Genomic DNA, 20,112 nt, shown 5'->3' with positions numbered 1-20,112 from the left:
TTTGAGGGTTTAAGACAGCCGGAGCTATAATTCAATAGTGATAGTTTTTGCATCAGCTACCACATTATCCTGATTAACACTGATGTATTTGGCCAATGATTCAATAGTGGCGAGTCCAAAGAAAGTTCTGACAGGAATTGTTACGCCTAAACTGTTGTTGATCGCTGGTATCAGGCGCATTACCATTAAAGAATGTCCTCCCAACTCAAAAAAGTTATCGTAGATACCTATACGGGATATTCCAAGCAAATCTTCCCATAGTGCTGACAGGGCTTGTTCTGTTGCATTACGGGGAGCCATATACGCTTTTGCGGTTATCGCTTCCATATCCACATCCGGCAGTGATTTACGGTCTACCTTACCATTAGCTGTTAATGGTAATGCTGTTAACGCTATCAGTATGCCAGGCACCATGTATGCAGGCAGTGTATCTTTCAAATAACTGAGTATGTCTTTTCTGTTGAAGTCATCACCAGGAGGTACTACATAAGCTACCAAGCGCCTGTGTCCCTGCGGATCTGCGGGTGCCAGTACAACTGCCTGACTTACTAATCCGGACTGCTGCAATACACTTTCAATCTCTCCTAACTCAATCCTGTAACCCCGGATCTTTACCTGGTCATCTATTCGCCCGATATATGCTAATGTTCCATCCGGCTGCCATCTGCCCAAATCACCTGTTCTGTAAAGCCTTTCACTCAAAGGATGTGTGATGAATTTTTCTATTGTTAATGCAGGCTGATGCAGATAACCACGGGATAAGCCTGTACCGGCGATGCAGATTTCTCCCGGCACGCCCACCGGACATAGCTGTAGATGCTTATCCAATACATAAACGCAGGTATTGCTGACAGGTGCACCAATCAATGGTGCAGTATGACTATCTTTTTCTGATAATGGATACCAGGTAGTAACCACACTGTTTTCCGTAGGTCCGTAATTATTGATCACTTTATAAGAAAGTCCGCTAACATCCGTAGCCCCTAACTTATCACCGCCTGTAAGCAAATATTTTAATGCAGTAAGCTGATGGCCTGCTTCCCGGATGAATTCATGCACCAGTGCAGTAGATAAAAATCCATGTGTTATCGCTTCGCGGAAATACACATCAACAATAGCCGCAGGCGAAAGACGCTGATCATCACTGAGTATATTAACAACAGCACCGGCACAGAGATAAGGCCATACTTCCCAGCCAAAAGCATCAAAGCCCATACCTGCCATAGACGTAGCTTTGCTGGCACTATTCACTTCATAGGCTGCTATATGCCAGTTTACCAGGTTCGATATTCCTTTATGTTCAATCATTACTCCTTTAGGCAATCCGGTAGAGCCGGAGGTATAAATCACATATGCCAGCTGATTGCCGGTCTGCACAAATACAGGAATGGTTGATGGATAAGTCCTGATAATATCAGCGTCGCCATCCAGCGCAATAATATCAATGGCAGTTGCTGTCTGTAATTTAGCCATGCATGCATTACTGCTTATGACCAGGGTAGCGCGGGTATCTGAAAGTATATAACTGATGCGGCTGGAAGGATATTCCGGATCAATAGGAACGTAAGCGCCACCGGCCTTCAGAATGGCCAGCATAGCCACTACCATATCTAACGAACGCTCCATGCATACCGGTACCAGCGTTTCAGTGGTTACTCCTTTATGACGCAGATAATTGGCCAGTTGGTTGGAATGCTTGTCCAGTGCATCATAGGTAAGGGCCGTTCCTTCAAATACCAGTGCCGGTGCATTTGGCGTGCGCAATACCTGCGCAGCAAACAGCCCGGTCAGTGTTTTATCACCAGGATAATTTGCAGCGGTGTTATTAAATGTTGTAATTAACTGATACCGTTCTTCCGGTGTTATACAGCTAATATCTTCCAGCTTTCCGTATTCATGTGTTACCAGCTGATGCAATACCTGTTCAAAATGTCTGCGTATAGCCGTTACAGTAGTGGCAGATAATAATCTGCTATTATAATCAAACCGGATGTTGATCTCTTCTCCTGCTGTAATAACAAGTGTTAAAGGATAGTTGGTCTGCTCACGTATGGCCACCTGTTCTATCTGTAATTTCCATGGCTGTGATAACAGCACTTTACTTACCGGGTAATTTTCAAATACCAGCAGGCTATCAAACAACTGCTCTCCTATACCGCACCAGCCTTGTATTTCAGCCAGTGGTGTATATTGATATTCGCGGCTCTTTAACTGCGCCACCTGTAACTGTTGCAGCCAGTCTGCAATGTTATCAGCAGCAACTACCCTGGCATAAAGCGGCAACGTGTTAATGTATAATCCTACTCTTTGCTCGATACCTGGTAATGCCTCCGGCCGGCCGGCTACCACCACACCATACACAACATCCTCACTACCAGTATAGGCAGATAACAGGTAAGCCCAAACGCCCTGCATCAGGGTATTTAAGGTGATATGGTGCCGTTGCGTACAAGCTGTTAACAGATGAACTAATCCTGCATCCAGTTGAAGCAATTTATTTTGATAGCTGCCATCACCTTTATTACGATCCTGTAAAGAGGAGATAAAAGGCAGGCTGCTGCCGGCTGTAACGCTGGCCAGGTAAGTGCGCCAGTATTCTTCTTCCTGCTCTTTATCCAGCGTTTCCAGGTAACGGATGTAATCTTCATAACGATCTGTTGCAATTACCGGCAAAGGCTTTTCTGTAACAATCGTTTCATATATATGCAGCAACTCTTCCATGAGTACGGGCAAAGACCAGCCATCCAGGAGTATATGATGAAAACTCCACAGCATATGATAGCGTGCTTCATCCAATTGTATTAAACAAATGCGCATCAGGCATGGCGTAGCAAAGTCGAAGCCCTGCTGCCTGTCGGCCTGCTCATACTGCTGTATTCCAATTGCCTGCTCTACGGCAGACAGGTGGCGGAAATCCAGTACTGTAAAAGGTAATTCCGCTTCGCTGTACACGCATTGTACCGGAAGTCTTAATTTATCATAATAAAATGCACTACGCAAAATACTATGATGTTGCAGCAGTTTTTTCCAGCTCTTCCGGAAAGCTGCTACATCCGTTTGTTTAAGTGTACAGGTAAACTGTTCCTGGTATACACCGGATGTAGCTCCATACAACCCATGAAACAACATACCCGCTTGCAGACCACTTAAACGGTATATACCCTCAACCATTCCTGTCTGATTACAATCTTCCAGAAATATATTTAATTCTTCATTGGTCACTTCCCCGGCCAGGCCATAATCTGCAGGGGTAAAGACCGCGGTGCTCTGAGCAACACAATGCGTAATCAGTGATTTCAAATAATACAGATAAGCAGCCGCTATTTTGATAATATGATCAGGCAGATAATATTTATTAGCATACCGCCATTGCAACACCAAGGCACCATTTTTTATAAGACAGGTAACAGATAATTTATGTGACACCGGGAACGCAGGAACAAGGTCCGCGCCTGAAGAAGTATCCACAACACTTAGCACATCCTCCTGCTTTACTAAATGATCCGCCTGTCCCAGATAATTAAATACAATATCCCAGGGATCCTCCCCCTGCAGATAATTTGCTTTGCTGATATATTTTAATACCCCATATCCGATTCCCTTATCCGGCACCTGCCGCAATTGTTCCTTCACTGATTTGATCAACTCCCCTGACCCGCTGCCAGGTGATATTTGCAGCAATACCGGGTAAAGGCTCGTGAACCAGCCTACAGTACGACTAAGATCTATACCCGTAGCCAGATCTTCACGGCCATGACCTTCCAGTCCTATTACTACTTTTGAAGTATGGTTCCATTCCGATAAAGTAATTGCCAGCGCACATAACAGCAGATCGTTGATACCGGTATGATAAGCAGCAGATGCTTCCTGCAGCAAAGAGCGTGTATGTGAAACATCCAGCGCCACCTCACAACATCCCATATCAGCCATCGTAAGCCCGCCCTGCCACTCAGCAGTAGTTTTAAAAGGAACATAGGCGGCCACTACGCGCTGCCAGTAAGCAGCTTGCTTTTGTAAGCGCCGGCGCTGACTATAAGCCAGCAGTGTATCATACCACTGCCGGTAAGAACTACCTTTGCTTACCGGTAAATTACCGTTTTGCAGCAACAGGCTGAGGTCATCCAGCAGGATACGCCATGACACGCCATCAACAGCCAGGTGATGGATCACCAGCATAAACCGGTTATGTGATTCGCTTTCAGGGGTTAATAATAATACGGCACGAACCAGTACACCCTGTGCTATATCCAGGCTGCACTCATAATAATTAGCCTGCTTTGTAATTTCATTTGTTAACTGATCAATAGTTACGGATCGCAGATCAGCTATCTCCAACCGGCCCTCATAGGTGCCATAGGATTGCTGCTGCTCATGACCATTATCAGTATAGATAAAACGTAACGCGTCGTGATAAAGGAGCAGGCGGGCAATAGCAGCGGATAACGTTGACGCATCTACGCGTTTAGCTATTGATAATAACATGCTCTGGTTAAAAGGAACAGCAGCCGGTACCGATTTTTCGAAATACCATTGCTGAATGGGTAACAAACCACTGCTACCAACAAGTATTCCCTGTTCCCCTGATCCCACCACCTCCTGCTGAGAGGAGAGCCATGCAGTAAGACCTGCTATGGTTTGGCGCATAAACAGATCCCTTGGGCGCAGCGCATAACCAGCCTTTCTGGCCCGGCTTACCACCTGTATGGTGATGATAGAATCTCCGCCGAGTTCAAAGAAATTATCGTTTATGCCTACACGTGATACTCCGAGTAATTCCTGCCAGATGTCTGCCAACAATTGTTCTGCGGCATCACGCGGAGCGATATAGTTATTTATCTGCGATGTAACTGATTCCGGATCTGGCAGGGCCTTGCGGTCTACTTTACCATTGGTTGTCAGTGGTAGCTGATCTAATACCATCCATGCGCCGGGCACCATATATTCAGGTAACCGGGCTTTCAGATAAATAAGGATGGCCTCTTTGTTAAAATCTCCTGTAGGCACTACATATCCTATCAATCGTTTATGTCCCTGCTGATCTGCTTTTACCAGCACCACTGCCTGGCTCACGGCCTCACATTGTTGCAGTACACTTTCCACTTCTCCCGGCTCAATCCTGTAACCACGGATCTTTACCTGATCATCTATTCTGCCTATGTATGCTATACTTCCGTCCGGCAACCACCTGCCTGCATCACCTGTTCTGTAAAGCCTGTCGCCGGCCTGATCACTGAAAGGATTAACAATAAACTTTTCTGCCGTCAGCTCAGGACGGTTCAGATAACCCCTCGACAAACCATCGCCTCCTAAATAAATTTCTCCTGCAACACCTATCGGCACCAGTTGTTGGCTGGCATTCAGGATAAAGGCACTGCGATTGTTCAGGGGATAGCCTATCGGTGTATTACTGGTAAGGCCCTTGTTATTGATAAGATAACTTAATGAGAAAGTAGTGTTTTCTGTAGGGCCATAGATATTGCTGACAGCAATATGCGGATAGGCCGTCATCAGTTTTGCCACCTGTTTTTCCGACAACTTTTCTCCTCCGGTTAAAATAGCTGACAGGTTTTCAAAAACAGTGATATCTGTTGTTACCAGCTGATTAAACCAACTGGTAGTAAAGAACATTTTAGTGACCTGCTTATCCACCAACTCCCGCTTCAACAGCGCAACATCCAGCAAACTATCTTTTGCACTGAGTACCAGGTGGCCTCCGTGCAATAACATACTCCAGTATTCAAACGTAGTGGCATCAAAGGACAGCGAGCCGGCAGATAATATAGTGTCTTCCCCGGTTAGCATGATGTAGTTAGCACCCAACACCAGGCTGGTTACATTATGATGTGTTACCAGCACGCCTTTGGGTTGGCCCGTAGAACCGGAAGTATACATTACATAGGCCAGGTTATCCGCTGACAGCGCCATATGAAGCGATGTTGCAGATACAGCTGACCACACAGGGTTCGGCTCATCCAGGCAGATAAATATCAGCTGCTGTTCATTTTCGTATAGGCGATGCCGTAATACGGTAGTAGTAATAAGCACCGGACTGTTACTTTCTGACAACATAAAATAAATGCGCTCAGCAGGATACTCCGGATCAACAGGCACATAAGCCCCGCCTGCTTTCAGAATACCGAGTATACCAATCATCATTTCAATAGACCGGTCCATAAAAACAGGCACCATCGTTTCTATGGTAACACCTTTGCTGTGCAGATAATGCGCCAGCCGATCTGAGCGTTCATCCAGCTGCTGATAGGTCAGGGATTGCGTTTCAAATGATACTGCGATCTTATGAGGAGTCAACAACACCTGTTCTGAAAACAGATCGATGATGGTTTTATCTTTAGGGTACTCCGTAGCGGTATTATTAAAAGTTGTCAGCAGCTGATACTGTTCTTCCGATGTTAAAAGGGAAAGGTCTGTCAGCTTGCCTGATTCATGCAATAACAGCTGCCGCAATACCTCCTGAAAATGACCAGCTATCATGGCTATGGTAGCGGCAGACAGCAGTTCACTGTCATAATCAAAACGCAGGTGAATATGCTCCCCTCCGGCTATAATAATCGCTAACGGATAATTGGCCTGTTCAGACATGGCTACCTGATCTATCTGTAGTTGCCATGACTGTGAAGTAATTGTTTTACTTACCGGATAATTTTCAAACACCAGCAAACTATCAAACAAACCATCTGATATCCCGCACCAATGCTGAATGTCAGACAATGATACATACTGATACTCACGGCTCCGCAACTGATCTTCCTGTAACTGATGCAGCCATTCAATAATATGCTGTGCTGCAGTAACACGGGTGTATAAAGGCAGTGTATTGATATAAAGACCTACGCGCTGTTCAATGCCTCCCAGTGCTTCCGGCCTGCCGGATACTGTTATACCATAAGTAATATCTTCTCTGCCGGTATATTGCGACAACAGGTAAGCCCAAACGCCCTGCATGAGAGTGTTCAGGGTAATACGATGACGTTGTGTGTATATGGTTAAGTCCCGGGTAAATGTTTCCTCCATCCGGAGCAGCTGCTGCCGGTACTGACCACTTCCTTTGTGTCTGTTACCGGAAGCAGCAATAAAAGGCAGGAAGCTCCCGCCGGTGATATCCGACAAATAACCACGCCAGTAATTTTCTTCCGCTGCTGTATCCCGGTTATTGAGATAACGGATATAATCTTCATAACAATCTTCCGCTACTTCCTCCAGTGGCTTTCCGGTAGCCAAAGATTCATACACCTTCAGCAGCTCTTCTATCAAAACAGCTACAGACCAGCCATCACACAAAATATGATGAAAGCTCCACAACAGGCGGTAACGTATATCATCCAGCTGTACCAGACTTACACGCATCAGGCAGGGAACCGTAAAATCAAAACCTTGTTGGTGGTCGGACAACCTATACGCTTCCCAGGCAGCAGCCTGTTTTTCTGCGCTCATGTGCCGGTAATCCAGCACATGGAAAGGAACAGACACTTCTTTATAAACACCTTGTACAGGAATACGGAACTCATGATAATGAAATGCACTGCGCAAAATACTGTGACGTTGTACCAGTATCTCCCAGGCATGTTGAAGTATATCCGGATCAGTATTTTTCAATTCACAGGTAAACTGTTCCATGTAAAGACGGGTATGTTCTTCATATAATCCATGAAATAACATACCCTCCTGCAATCCGCTTAACCGATACAAACGCTGCACCGCATGATCCGCCAGAAACCGTTTCAGCTCCTCATTTGCCACCTCTCCTCCCAAACCAAAATCAGCAGGTGTATATACAGGTGAAGTGCAGGATATACAGTGCGTAATCAAGGATTGGAGATGCGATAAGTAGGTTGTTGTTAATGAAGAAATACTATCAGACAGATAATGCTTTTTACTGTAACTCCAACCCATCACCAGTTCTCCGCCACGAATAAAAGCACTCACCGATAATTTTTCCTTTATAGGATAATTGTTACCTACAGCTGATCCGGAAGATGCTGCCGACAAATGGACTTTACTATCTGTGTTAATGGCATGATCCAGCTGTCCGAGATAATTGAATATAATATCCCAGGGATCTTTGCCTTGTAAATAAGTGGCTTTGTTAAGATATTTTAGTACACCGTAACCAATACCTTTGTCCGGCACCTGCCGTAGTTGTTCTTTTACAGCTGCCAGTATATCTCCCGGCTCTCCGCCAGGTGTTATCTGCAGTAATACAGGATAAAGACTGGTAAACCAACCTACAATATGACTGGTATCTATACCGGATATGATCTCTTCCCTGCCATGCCCTTCCAACCCTATGATCACTGCATCACTGCTGTTCCACGCTGATAATGTTAATGCCAATGCACTTAACAAAATATCATTCATCTCTGTATGATAAACCTGCGGCACTTCCTGTAACAAACGTTGTGTCTGTAATGCATCCAGTCTGATTTCGCAATAGCCCATATCTGCCATCAACACGGTTGCTTCCGCAGGAATATCTACTCTCATCGGAATAGCATTATTGATTACCTGCTGCCAGTAAACACCCTGTTTTAATAAACGCTGCGTATGACTATACGTCATCAATGCAGCATACCATTGCCGGTAAGAACTGCCTTTACGCATGGATAACTGCTCGCCCTCCAGCAACAGATGCAGGTCGTCTAAAAGTATACGCCAGGAAACTCCGTCTACAGCAAGATGGTGGATCACTAACAATAACCTGTTATGCGTTTCGTCCGCCGGCGTCAGTAACAATACAGCGCGGATAAGAATGCCGGTTTCTATCAACAAGCGATGCTGATATTTATTTGCGAGCGTTACAATATTATCTGTTAAACTACCGGAAGCAAAGGACGACAGCTCTTCTACAGCCAGCTCCCCGCTGTAAGCGCCGTATTGCTGTTCCCAGCCGTGTTCCGTGCGGTTGTATACAAAACGAAGTGCATCATGATAACGGACCAGTTGCTGAATAGCGCTTCCTAACGTGGCCGCATCTACGTTCTTGTCTATAGCTAATAAAACACTTTGATTAAAAGGGATGGTTGTTGCAGCAGCTGTTTCAAAATACCATTGCTGAATAGGTAACAATCCACTACTGCCACTAAGAAAATCCTGCTCCGTGACCGCCGCAGCAGCATGTTGTCTGGTTGACAACAGCGCACTGAGGTCAGCAATGGTTTGATGCGTAAACAGATCGCGGGGCAGCAATTCATATCCATGGCGTTTGGCACGGCTTACCACCTGAATAGTGATAATGGAATCACCTCCCAGTTCAAAGAAATTATCGTTTATGCTTAAACGTGATACCCCCAACAGTTCCTGCCATACAGTTGCCAGTGCACGCTCTGTTTCATTACGGGGAGGGATATACGTATTTAATGAAAATGCCGTCATATCAGGGTCTGGCAGTGATTTCCGGTCTACCTTACCATTGGCGGTCAACGGCAGCTGCTCCAATGCGATCAGTAATGCCGGCACCATATATTCCGGCAACTTACTTTTCAGATAGGCAAAAATTGCGTCCTTGTCAAAAGAACCAACAGGGACTACGTAAGCTGTCAGTCGTTTGTGCCCTTGTTTATCTTCCCTTACTACTGTCACCGCCTGACTTATCCATTCGCACTGTTGCAGTACGTATTCTATTTCACCCAGTTCTATGCGATAGCCACGGATCTTTACCTGGTCATCTATTCTGCCTATATAAGCGATATTGCCATCAGCCAGCCACCGGGCCAGATCCCCGGTCTTATAACACCTTACGGTTTTATCGCCTAGTTTATGGTATATAAATTTTTCTGCTGTCAGTGCAGGCAGATTCAGATAACCTCTTGCTACCTGGATACCACCTATGTATAATTCGCCTGCTACGCCAATAGGTACCGGCGCCCCGTATTTGTCCAATATATACAGCTGGGTATTGGCTATCGGAGTACCTATTGGCACCAGTTCCAAATCAGGTACTTCTTCCGGTGCCTGCCAGCAACTTACGTCTACTGCAGCCTCTGTAGGACCATACAGATTATATAATGTTACTTGTGGCAATTTATCCTTTGCAGCAATTACATGTTGCGGCTTCAATGCCTCTCCGCTACATAGCAGGCGCTCCAGCGACACTGCTGCTCCTGCTGCCACTTCTTCGAGGAATGCAGCCAGCATGGATGGTACAAAATGGATGGTAGTGATACGATGTGTTGCGATCAGCCGGCACAGATAAGCTGTATCTTTTTGTCCGCCGGGGGCAGCAAATACCAGCCGGGCACCGGCTATCAGCGGCCATAGCAATTCCCATACAGATACATCAAAACAGTAGGTAGTTTTCTGCAATACCGCATCATGTGCATCCAGCCGGAAATAATCCTGTGTCCACTGTAAGCGGTTCACCACCCCGCCATGCTCGTTCATCACACCTTTGGGCTTGCCTGTGGAACCTGAAGTATAAATAACATAGGCCAGATGCGATGCACGAAGATCAATGACAGGAGATGTAGCCGGGAAATCTGCCATCATATCATTGTCTGCATCTAACCGGATAATATCCAAATCCAAAGCAGGCAACACCACTTCACAGGCAATGCTGCTGATGATGAGGTTTGCCCGTGTATCTGTTAAAATATAGTTGATACGTTCCGGTGGATAAGCAGGATCAACAGGCACGTAAGCTGCACCGGCTTTGAGAATGCCAAGAATGCCGATAATCATTTCCAATGAGCGTTCCAGACAAATGGGTACTAATGTTTCAGTGGTAACGCCCTTGCTGCGCAGGTAATGCGCCAGCCGGGCAGCGCGGACATCCAGCGCTGCGTAGGTTAAAGTATGTTCTTCAAATACAACCGCTATGGCATCCGGTGTACGCAATACCTGTTCGGCAAACAATGTTACAATCGTTTTATCCTGCGGATACGCTGTTGCAGTATCATTAAATGCAAACAACAACTGATCCTCCTCTGCATGACTGATCATCTTCAATGCACCTATTTCCAAAGCCGGATTAGCGACAATTGATTGTAACAACTGTTTGTAGTGCACAAACATCCGGTTAATAGTATCCTCCTTATACAGATCTGTGCAATAGGCAATATGCACCAGTAATGATCCGGCTGTTTCCTTCACTGAAAACGTCAGATCAAACTGTGATCTGGTTTGTGCAATCATTTCCGGCGACAGCTGCAAACCATTACTTTCATACATCTCTGCCTCCGGAGCATTCAGCAGGGTAAACATTACCTGGAACAATGGATGGTGGCTCATGTCCCGCTCCTTTAAAACAGCCTCTACTACTTTTTCAAATGGCGCGTCCTGGTGTTTATAGGCACTCAGGGTTGTTTCCTTCACCTGCGCCAGTAATGTGATAAAAGAAGGATTATTTTTCAGGTCACTGCGCAACGCAATGGTGTTGATAAAAAATCCGATTAATCCTTCTACTTCGTGCTGCATTCTTCCCGCTGCCGGGCTACCCACACATATATCTTCCTGCCCGCTATAACGATGTAACAATACATTAAAGGCTGCCAGCAATGTCATAAATAAAGTAGTTCCTTCCCCGGCACTCAGTGCCTGTAACTGTATATACAGCTCATCTTCTATCCCGCATAACACAGCCGCTCCGTTTGTACTTTGAATGAACGGACGCGGATGATCAACAGGTAACTGCAAAGGACTTACGCCGGATAATTTATCTGACCAGTAATCCAGGTGGGCAGACAGTACCTTACCGGATAAATAGGAACGCTGCCAGATAGCATAATCTGCATACTGAAAAGGCAGACGGGGCTGTGTTGCAGCTTTCCCGGCAACAAAGGCATTATACAATTCAGCTAATTCACGAACCAGGATATCGCCGGACCATCCGTCAAATGCGATATGATGTGCTGTAATGACAAGCAGATGTTCTGTATCGGTCAATTCCAGTAAATACGCTCTTAACATGTGATCTGCTGCCAGGTCAAATGGTTGCGTAATCAATGCCTGTATCTTTGATTGCAATTCTGCCTCATCATCATTCCAGGTAGCTGCATTGATTGTATGCAGTGTCCATTGATCCCCTTCCCGCACCTGCTGATAAGCAATACCATCTGTTTGTACAATTACTGTACGCAGCACTTCATGCCGGTCAATAATTGTTTTGAATGCCCGGATCAATGCATCCTGCTGAAGCCGGCCCTTTAATCTGAGCACTAATGGAATATGATATTGTACACTTCCTTCCAGCTGATCTATGAACCATAAACGTTCCTGGCTATACGAAAGTGGAATACGGGATGGCCTTGCAGTAATGGTTATTGCCGGAGATAATAAAGGGGTAGCCTCCTGACGGATATGCAAAGCCAGATCAGCCAGCCGTACATACAGAAATATGGCATCCAGTGATACTTCTTTGTGTAAACGTTTCCGAAGCAATGATATCACGCGCATGGCCAGCAAGGAATTCCCACCTAATTCAAAAAAATTATCGTGAACACCTACGCGTTCTACTTCCAGCAGCTCTTGCCATATGTCCGCCAATATTTGCTCTGTTTCATTACGGGGAGGGATATACGAATTAGTGACCGGTGTATTCCCTTCTGCATCCGGTAAGGCTTTCCGGTCTATTTTGCCATTGGTAGTTAAAGGCAGTTGTTCCAGTGCTACCAGGAGAGAAGGCACCATGTATTCCGGTAACTTATCAGCCAGATAAGCAAGTATGGCTTCTTTCTCAAAATTGCCCCTGGGCACTACATAAGCTGCCAGCCGCTTATCACCCGGATGATCTGTCTGTACAATGACCGCTCCCTGGCTCACCAGTTCACATTCCTGCAGCACATTTTCTATCTCCCCTAATTCTATCCGGTAACCACGGATCTTCACCTGATCATCTATCCTTCCTGTATATTCGATGACACCATCCGTTAACCATCTGCCCAGATCTCCGGTCCTGTACATCTTCGTACCCACTGTTTCACTGAAAGAATTAAGGACAAATTTTTCTGTGGTCAGCTCAGGACGATTCAGATAACCGCATGCCAGACCTGCGCCGGCTATACATATTTCACCTTCCATTCCTACCGGCACCAGGTTACAGGCAGCATCCACGATGTAGATCTGCACATTTGATATAGGGCTGCCTATAGGAATATTATTGCGGGGCTGATCCTCCCTGGCCGTATTAAACCAATAAGTACTGCAGCCTACAGTAGTTTCCGTAGGGCCATATTCATTGATAATATCCATCTCTATACCCAGGTCATACAGGTACTGTAAATGTGCCGGCTGCAACGCTTCTCCGCCCACTACCAGCTTCCTGGTAAGGTAGCCTCCCGGCACTTTATGCAGCGCCTCTTCCAGTAAGGGCAGATGAGCCGGTGTTAACTTAATAAAATCATAGGGAGCATATTTCCATAACAAGGGATCTTCGAAAATATCAGCCTGTTGTTTGCCGGAGATCACAACAGATCTTCCATACAGCAAAGGCATGAACATAGCGGTGAGAGAAGCATCAAAAGAATAGGAGAAATGGATAAAACTTCCTGAACGTGTATCCGTTTCAGTTATATACGAAGCTTTGCTGTTCAACAGATAGTTCACCAGGTTACCATGCGTGATCATCACGCCTTTGGGCTTGCCGGTACTCCCGGAAGTATAGATGATATAGGCGAGATGATCAGGTGAAGGCACACTGGTTAATGACAATGTAGCACCATCTGCGATGGCGGCTGCATCTGTCAGTATAATCTGTTGCGCAGCCATAGCCGGTAATGCTGCTAAACATTTACGGCTGCAGAGGATAAGCGGCGCAGCGGTATCTTCCAGCATAAAGCTGATACGCGCTGCCGGGTATTCCGGATCTACAGGCACATAAGCAGCGCCGGCTTTCATGATACCCATAATACCGATCAGCATATCCGCGGAGCGTTCTATACAAACCGGCACCAGGCTTTCCCTGGTAACACCTTTGCTGCGCAGATAATGCGCCAGCTGATTGGAACGTTCATCCAGTTCCTGATAGGTCAGCAAATGATTGGCAGACACAATGGCTACGTTGTCGGGCGTACGCAATGCCTGTTGTGCAAACAGGTCAACGATCGTTTCATTTTCCGGGTATGGTGCTGCAGTATCGTTAAACGTTGTTATCAACTGCGCCTGCTCCGCGATAGTTAAAAACGAAAGATCTGCCAACCGGCCGGATTCTTTTGCCATCAGCTGACGGAGCACCTGTTCAAAATGACCAGCAATGGCGCCGACAGCAGCTGAAGTCAGTAACTCACTGTTGTAATTAAACCGGATACTGATCTTCTCTCCGCCTGTTATAATAATCGTAAGCGGATAGTTGGTATGTTCATGTACAGCTATATTGTCTAACTGCAATTGCCATGACCGCGACAAAAGCACTTTACTTACCGGATAATTTTCAAATACCAGCAAACTATCAAACAAACGTTCTCCTACTCCACTCCAATCCAGCATGGATGACAACGGCGTATGCTGATGTTCCCGGCTCTTAACCTGGTTTGCCTGTAATAATTGTAACCAATCCACTATTTCATTGGCAGCATTTCCGCGAGCACGGAAAGGTAATGTGTTAATGTAAAGTCCTACGCGCTGCTCAATACCGTGCAGTACATCCGGTCTGCCTGATACGGTAACGCCATAGCTAACATCTTCACTACCGGTATAACGGGACAACAAATAGGCCCAGGCTCCCTGCATAACTGTATTCAACGTGATACGATGCCGTTGTGCAAACCGGGTCAACTGAGCAGATACCGCTTCATTCAGTTGCAATAATTCATGCTGATAGCTGCCTATACCTTTGTTACGATCAGCAGTAGCAGCAATGAAAGGCAATAAACTGCCGGTAGTAATATCTGACAGATAGCTGCGCCAGTATTCTTCCTCCGCTTCTTTATCACGATTATCCTGATAGCGGATATAATCTTCATAACGATCTTCTATTATTGGTGGCAAAGTTCCCCCCTTTACAAGCAATTCATAAACACCAAGCAATTCTTCAATAAGAATGGCCACAGACCAGCCATCGAACAGAATGTGATGAAAGCTCCATAACAGGTGGTATTGGGTATCTGAGAATCGTATCAGGCTGATACGCATCAGACAGGGCGAAGTGAAATCGAAACCCTGTTGACGGTCACGCTCCTTATAATTTTCCCATGCAAGTAACTGCTCATCCTCCTGCATATCCCCGTAATCCAGTACCACAAAGGGTAATGCCGCCTCCTTATATACACACTGAACCGGAATACTGAATGCATGACTGTAAAAAGCACTGCGCAAAATACTATGTCGTTGCAGTAATTCCTCCCAGCTTTTCCTGAAAATATCCGGTGCTACCTGATTAAGCCCGCAGCTGAACTGCTCCATGTAAGCGCCTGAATGTGTGCCATACAACCGATGAAACAACATTCCTTCCTGTAATCCACTTAACCGGTATACACCTGCTATCTGACTGCGCCGGCTATGTCCCTGATCAACAACAGATAAAAATTCGTTCAGCTCTCTCATACTGATCTCTTCACCTAAGCCATAGTCTGATGGCGTAAATACTGATATTTGCTGCAACAGGCAATGCGTCATCAGTGATTGTAACTGCAACAAATAAGCTTCCGCCAATGCATCAATATGCTCCTGCTTATAATGTTTATGGCTGTAGCTCCATCTTAGTACCAGTTCTCCATCACGAATAAAACTGTTGACTGATAACCGGTCCCTGACCGGGAAATCTGCACCCATGCCCGCACCAAAGGAGGCTACTGAAAAATGAAAAACATTATCATCTTTCAGTAACTGATCAAATCTTCCCAGATAGTTGAAAACAATATCCCAGGGAGTTTTTCCCTGTAAACCAACAGCCTTGTTAATGTATTTCAATACACCATATCCAATACCCTTACCCGGTATACGTCTTAACTGTTCCTTTACAGCTATCAACTGTTCTCCCGGATCATTACTATCTGCTACCTGTAATAACACCGGATATAAATTTGTAAACCAACCTGTGGTATGACTGGTATCTATACCGGCGGCAAGATCTTCACGACCATGTCCTTCCAATCCTATCCATACTTTTGACGTATTTCCCCATGCCGATAAGGTAAGTGACAACGCACATAATAAAATATCATTGATTTCTGTATGATAGGCTGCGGGGACTTCTTGTAATAAAGCCCTTGTTTGCGTAGTATCCAGGCAAACTTCCCAATGATGGATATCCGATGCCGTAATAGCCCCTTTCCATTCTGTTGCTGTCTTCAAAGGAATGTAACCTGTTGTTATCTGTTGCCAGTATGATTGCTGGTTTAATAGCCTGCGTTGCTGCCCATATGACAATAAAGTATTGTACCACTGACGGTAAGAGCTGCCTTTCCTGGCTGCATAATTGTCACTGTCCTGTTCTAACAAAGAATGCAGGTCATCCAGCAGGATACGCCAGGAAACACCATCTACAGCCAGATGATGTATCACCAGCAGTAACCTGTTACAAGACTCGCCCGCTGGGGTTAATATCAATACCGCACGTATAAGGGCGCCAGTGGTAATATGAAGCATACGCTCATGATGAGCAATACATTCGTTGATACTGTTTTCCAGCTCAACGTCTGTCACATGTTGCAAATCGGCTGTTTCAAGTACTCTTTCCTGGTCGCCATATGTCTGTGTCCAACCATCAATACCACGCCTATACGAAAAACGAAGGGTATCATGTTGTTGTACTAATTGACGGATAGCAGCTGCCATCCTGTTGTTGTCGATATTTTTATCTGTTTTTAGTAAGAAATGCTGGTTAAAATGACTGGCGATGGCAACTACCTTTTCTTCCGGTACATTTCCCGGATCAACAGTTTCAAAGAACCATTGCTGTATGGGTAATAGTCCGCTGTTACCGATAAGCGACCCCTGTTCTGCTACGATGTGGGTTCCCTGCTTTGCCGCCAGTAAAGCCGCGAGTCCGGCAATAGTTTGACAGGTAAAAAGATCACGTGGTTGTAATTCGTATCCGCTGCGTTTAGCCCGGCTCACCACCTGGATCATAATGATGGAGTCGCCACCGGATTCAAAGAAATTATCGTGTATACCTACACGTGATATACCTAATAATTCCTGCCATATTGCAACTAATGTTTGCTCTGCCTGATTACGGGGAGCCACATAAGTTTGCTGCAGCAAAGTACTTTCATCCGGTACTGATAAAGCTTTCCGGTCAATTTTACCATTAGGCGTTAATGGCAACTGATCTATTTGTATGAGTAATGCCGGCACCATGTATTCCGGCAATCTGCTTTTCAGATAAGTAAGGATACCAGCTTTTTCAAAAGTACCATGAGGAATAATAAATGCCACCAATCGCTTATGGCCCTGCTGATCAGCGGACGCCAATACTACCGCCTGATCTACCAGTTCACACTGTTGCAGCACACTTTCTATTTCTCCCGGCTCAATTCTGTATCCACGGATCTTTACCTGGTCATCTATTCTTCCTGCATAAGCGATGTTGCCATCCGGCAACCACCTTCCCAGGTCACCTGTTCTGTAAAGTTTGCCTGTTCCGCCACTAAACGGATCGGATATAAATTTTTCTGCTGTCAGTTCCGGCAGGTTCAGATAACCGGCTGCCAGGCCCCGGCCTGCAATACAGATCTCTCCCACTGTCCCTACCGGACATAATTCATCCAGTCTGTTTAAAATATAAATGCGGGTATTATGAACAGGCTTTCCTATTAACGGTGATATGGCTTTATCCTTTGGAGATAACTGATAACTGGTAGCCACTACACTGTTTTCAGTAGGTCCGTAATTATTTACCACCCGATAGTCCAAAGCCCTGATGTCTGTTGCCGGTAAGCGATCACCTCCTGTCAGTAAATACTTTAATGAAGTTATTTTGTTACCTGCAGCGCTGATAAATTCAGTGAATAAACCAGTAGGCAAAAAGCTATGGGTGATAGCATATTTACGATACAAAGTTATCAGCTCGCGGACAGCAAGCCGTGTATCATCATGGATGATATGCAGGGTAGCACCGGCTGATAAGTAAGGCCATACTTCCCAGCCAAAAGCATCAAAGCCTTCACCTGAAAGCACGGTAGATTTACTGTTGGCATTTACTTCATACTGATGCAAATGCCAATGCACCAGGTTTACTACCCCCTGATGCGCTACCATCACACCTTTGGGCAATCCTGTAGAACCGGAGGTATAGATCACATATGCGAGCTGTGAAGCATCCGTATGATTGGCTGGTGCAGTGGATGGATAGGTTTTAATAATATCCCGGTCCATATCCGGCCGGATAACAGTTATATTTTCCAGTCCGGATAACAACGTTTGATAAGTGCTGGTGCTTACTATTAATCTTGCCGCTGTATCAGTCAGCATATAACTGATCCTTGCTGCCGGATATTCCGGATCTATAGGCACGTAAGCCGCACCCGCCTTTAGAATACCCAGGAGTGCCACAATAAGCTCCACAGAACGTTCCATACAAACCGGCACCAGTGTTCCTTTCCGGACTCCCTGGTTGCACAGGTAATGTGCCAGCTGACTGGAACGAATATCCAGTTCCTGATATGTTATTGTTTCTTCTCCGTATACTAAAGCTAAAGTATCTGGTGTACGGACCACCTGCGCCGCAAACAAACCATGGAGTGTCTGATCATGCGGATAAAGTACTGTAGTATTATTGAAAGCCGCCAGCAATATAGCTTCTGCCTCGGGGAGCACACGAATATTTTCGATGGGTTCGGGAAGGCCATTTTGAAACTGTTTCAAAATAAACATGATCCTGTGCGCCAGTAATGGGATTTCATCAGGAGAAAAATATTCCTGCTGAAAATCTATCCGTAATTCCAGCGCCTGTTGTTTACCGTAATCTTTCCACATAACCCCCAGCGGAAACAATGGATTGCCATCGGATAAATTAATAATAGCAGCCTGCACACCGCCTTCAAATTCCATTTCAAAGTTAAGGAGGGCGTGATTTACAACAATCTCAATTAAATTATCATCTGCAAAATTGAGTTTCAATTCTCTAGCCAGATCACTGATCAGGTAATTTTGATAACGATAATCCTCCCGTTGGGAAGAAGTGATATATTTTATCAGATCTGATAAAATGGTAGCTGGCTCATAAACACCTTTAAATGGAATAATCCCGGTAAACATACCGGCTATGTTGCGTAGTGGCTTTGTTTTTCTTTTATGTAATGGAATGCCGAAAACATATTCAGTATGATCAGTTGTTTTGGCAAAATGGATCATCAGTGCTGCGATCGTCAGTTGTTGCAAACCAGTTCCGGTAGCCTCCTGTAAGGCTTCCAGCATTTCTTTTTCATCGGCAGATATATCAAGCAGATAAACGTTATTTTTCAGATTAACGTCCTGTTGCGTTTGTTGAAATTTTTTTTTGAATATATTTTCCTGTTTTCCGCCGATCTTTGATTTCCAATAATTTCCTTCCTGCGTATAGGCGTTTGAGTGATAATAATCGTCTGCTCTGATGGCTTCCTCTTTATAAGAAGGATAATTAAATGACGGCTCTATTCCTGTAAACAGCGCATTGTATTTTTTAGCCAGGTAATGACTCATCGATGAAACACCCCATCCATCTGACACCAGGTGATGTACTTTAAAACACCACCAGTATTCATCTGCATGGAGTTTTACCAAAAACTGTTCGAATAGCGGATACTCTTTTTTTATTATAAAAGGAATATTTACCTGTTCCTTTACCCATTGTTCCACTTCTTCCCTGCTTATTTCCTGATCGCTGAAATCATAATCACCCAGTGGACAATAATGATATTCTTCTTCAAAATACATCACCGGCACGGGGTCATCCAGGTCAAATCTCATTCTGAAGGCATCAAATGCAGCAGGTAATGACGTAGCTGCCGCAACAAATTTTTCCTTATGCAGAGAACCTGATAGTTTAAGATATCCTCCAATATTATTATAGGTGCTTTCTATATTTATAAGCTGATCAATAAAGATATCTCGTTGGGCAGGGTGTAATGGATAAATTTCCTGTGACATAGCTATAAATTTATTTGGACAATAACTTTCACTGTGAAGAAGTAATAAGAATCTGTTTAATTGGCTTTATTAACGGGGAAGGAAGTGTGTAAA

General features: G+C 45.1%; 1 protein-coding gene. It reads right to left on the bottom strand.

Features of this window, described 5'->3' with window-relative positions; genetic code table 11:
• Window positions 1-24: 24 nt before the first annotated feature.
• Window positions 25-20,019, bottom strand: a complete 19,995-nt coding sequence (locus tag CLV51_RS23075; protein WP_106530466.1) for a non-ribosomal peptide synthetase — start codon at window positions 20,017-20,019, stop codon at window positions 25-27.
• Window positions 20,020-20,112 lie beyond the last annotated feature (93 nt).

It is taken from the genome of Chitinophaga niastensis, assembly GCF_003014755.1.
GTDB lineage: Bacteria > Bacteroidota > Bacteroidia > Chitinophagales > Chitinophagaceae > Chitinophaga > Chitinophaga niastensis.
The sequence above is the reverse complement of the archived record's forward strand: the minus strand, read 5'-3'. Positions and strand labels throughout refer to the sequence as shown.

Bases quoted from the DNA above. Each gene is read 5' to 3' on its own strand.
- CLV51_RS23075 (WP_106530466.1), bottom strand. From the start codon at position 20,019: ATGTCACAGGAAATTTATCCATTACACCCTGCCCAACGAGATATCTTT.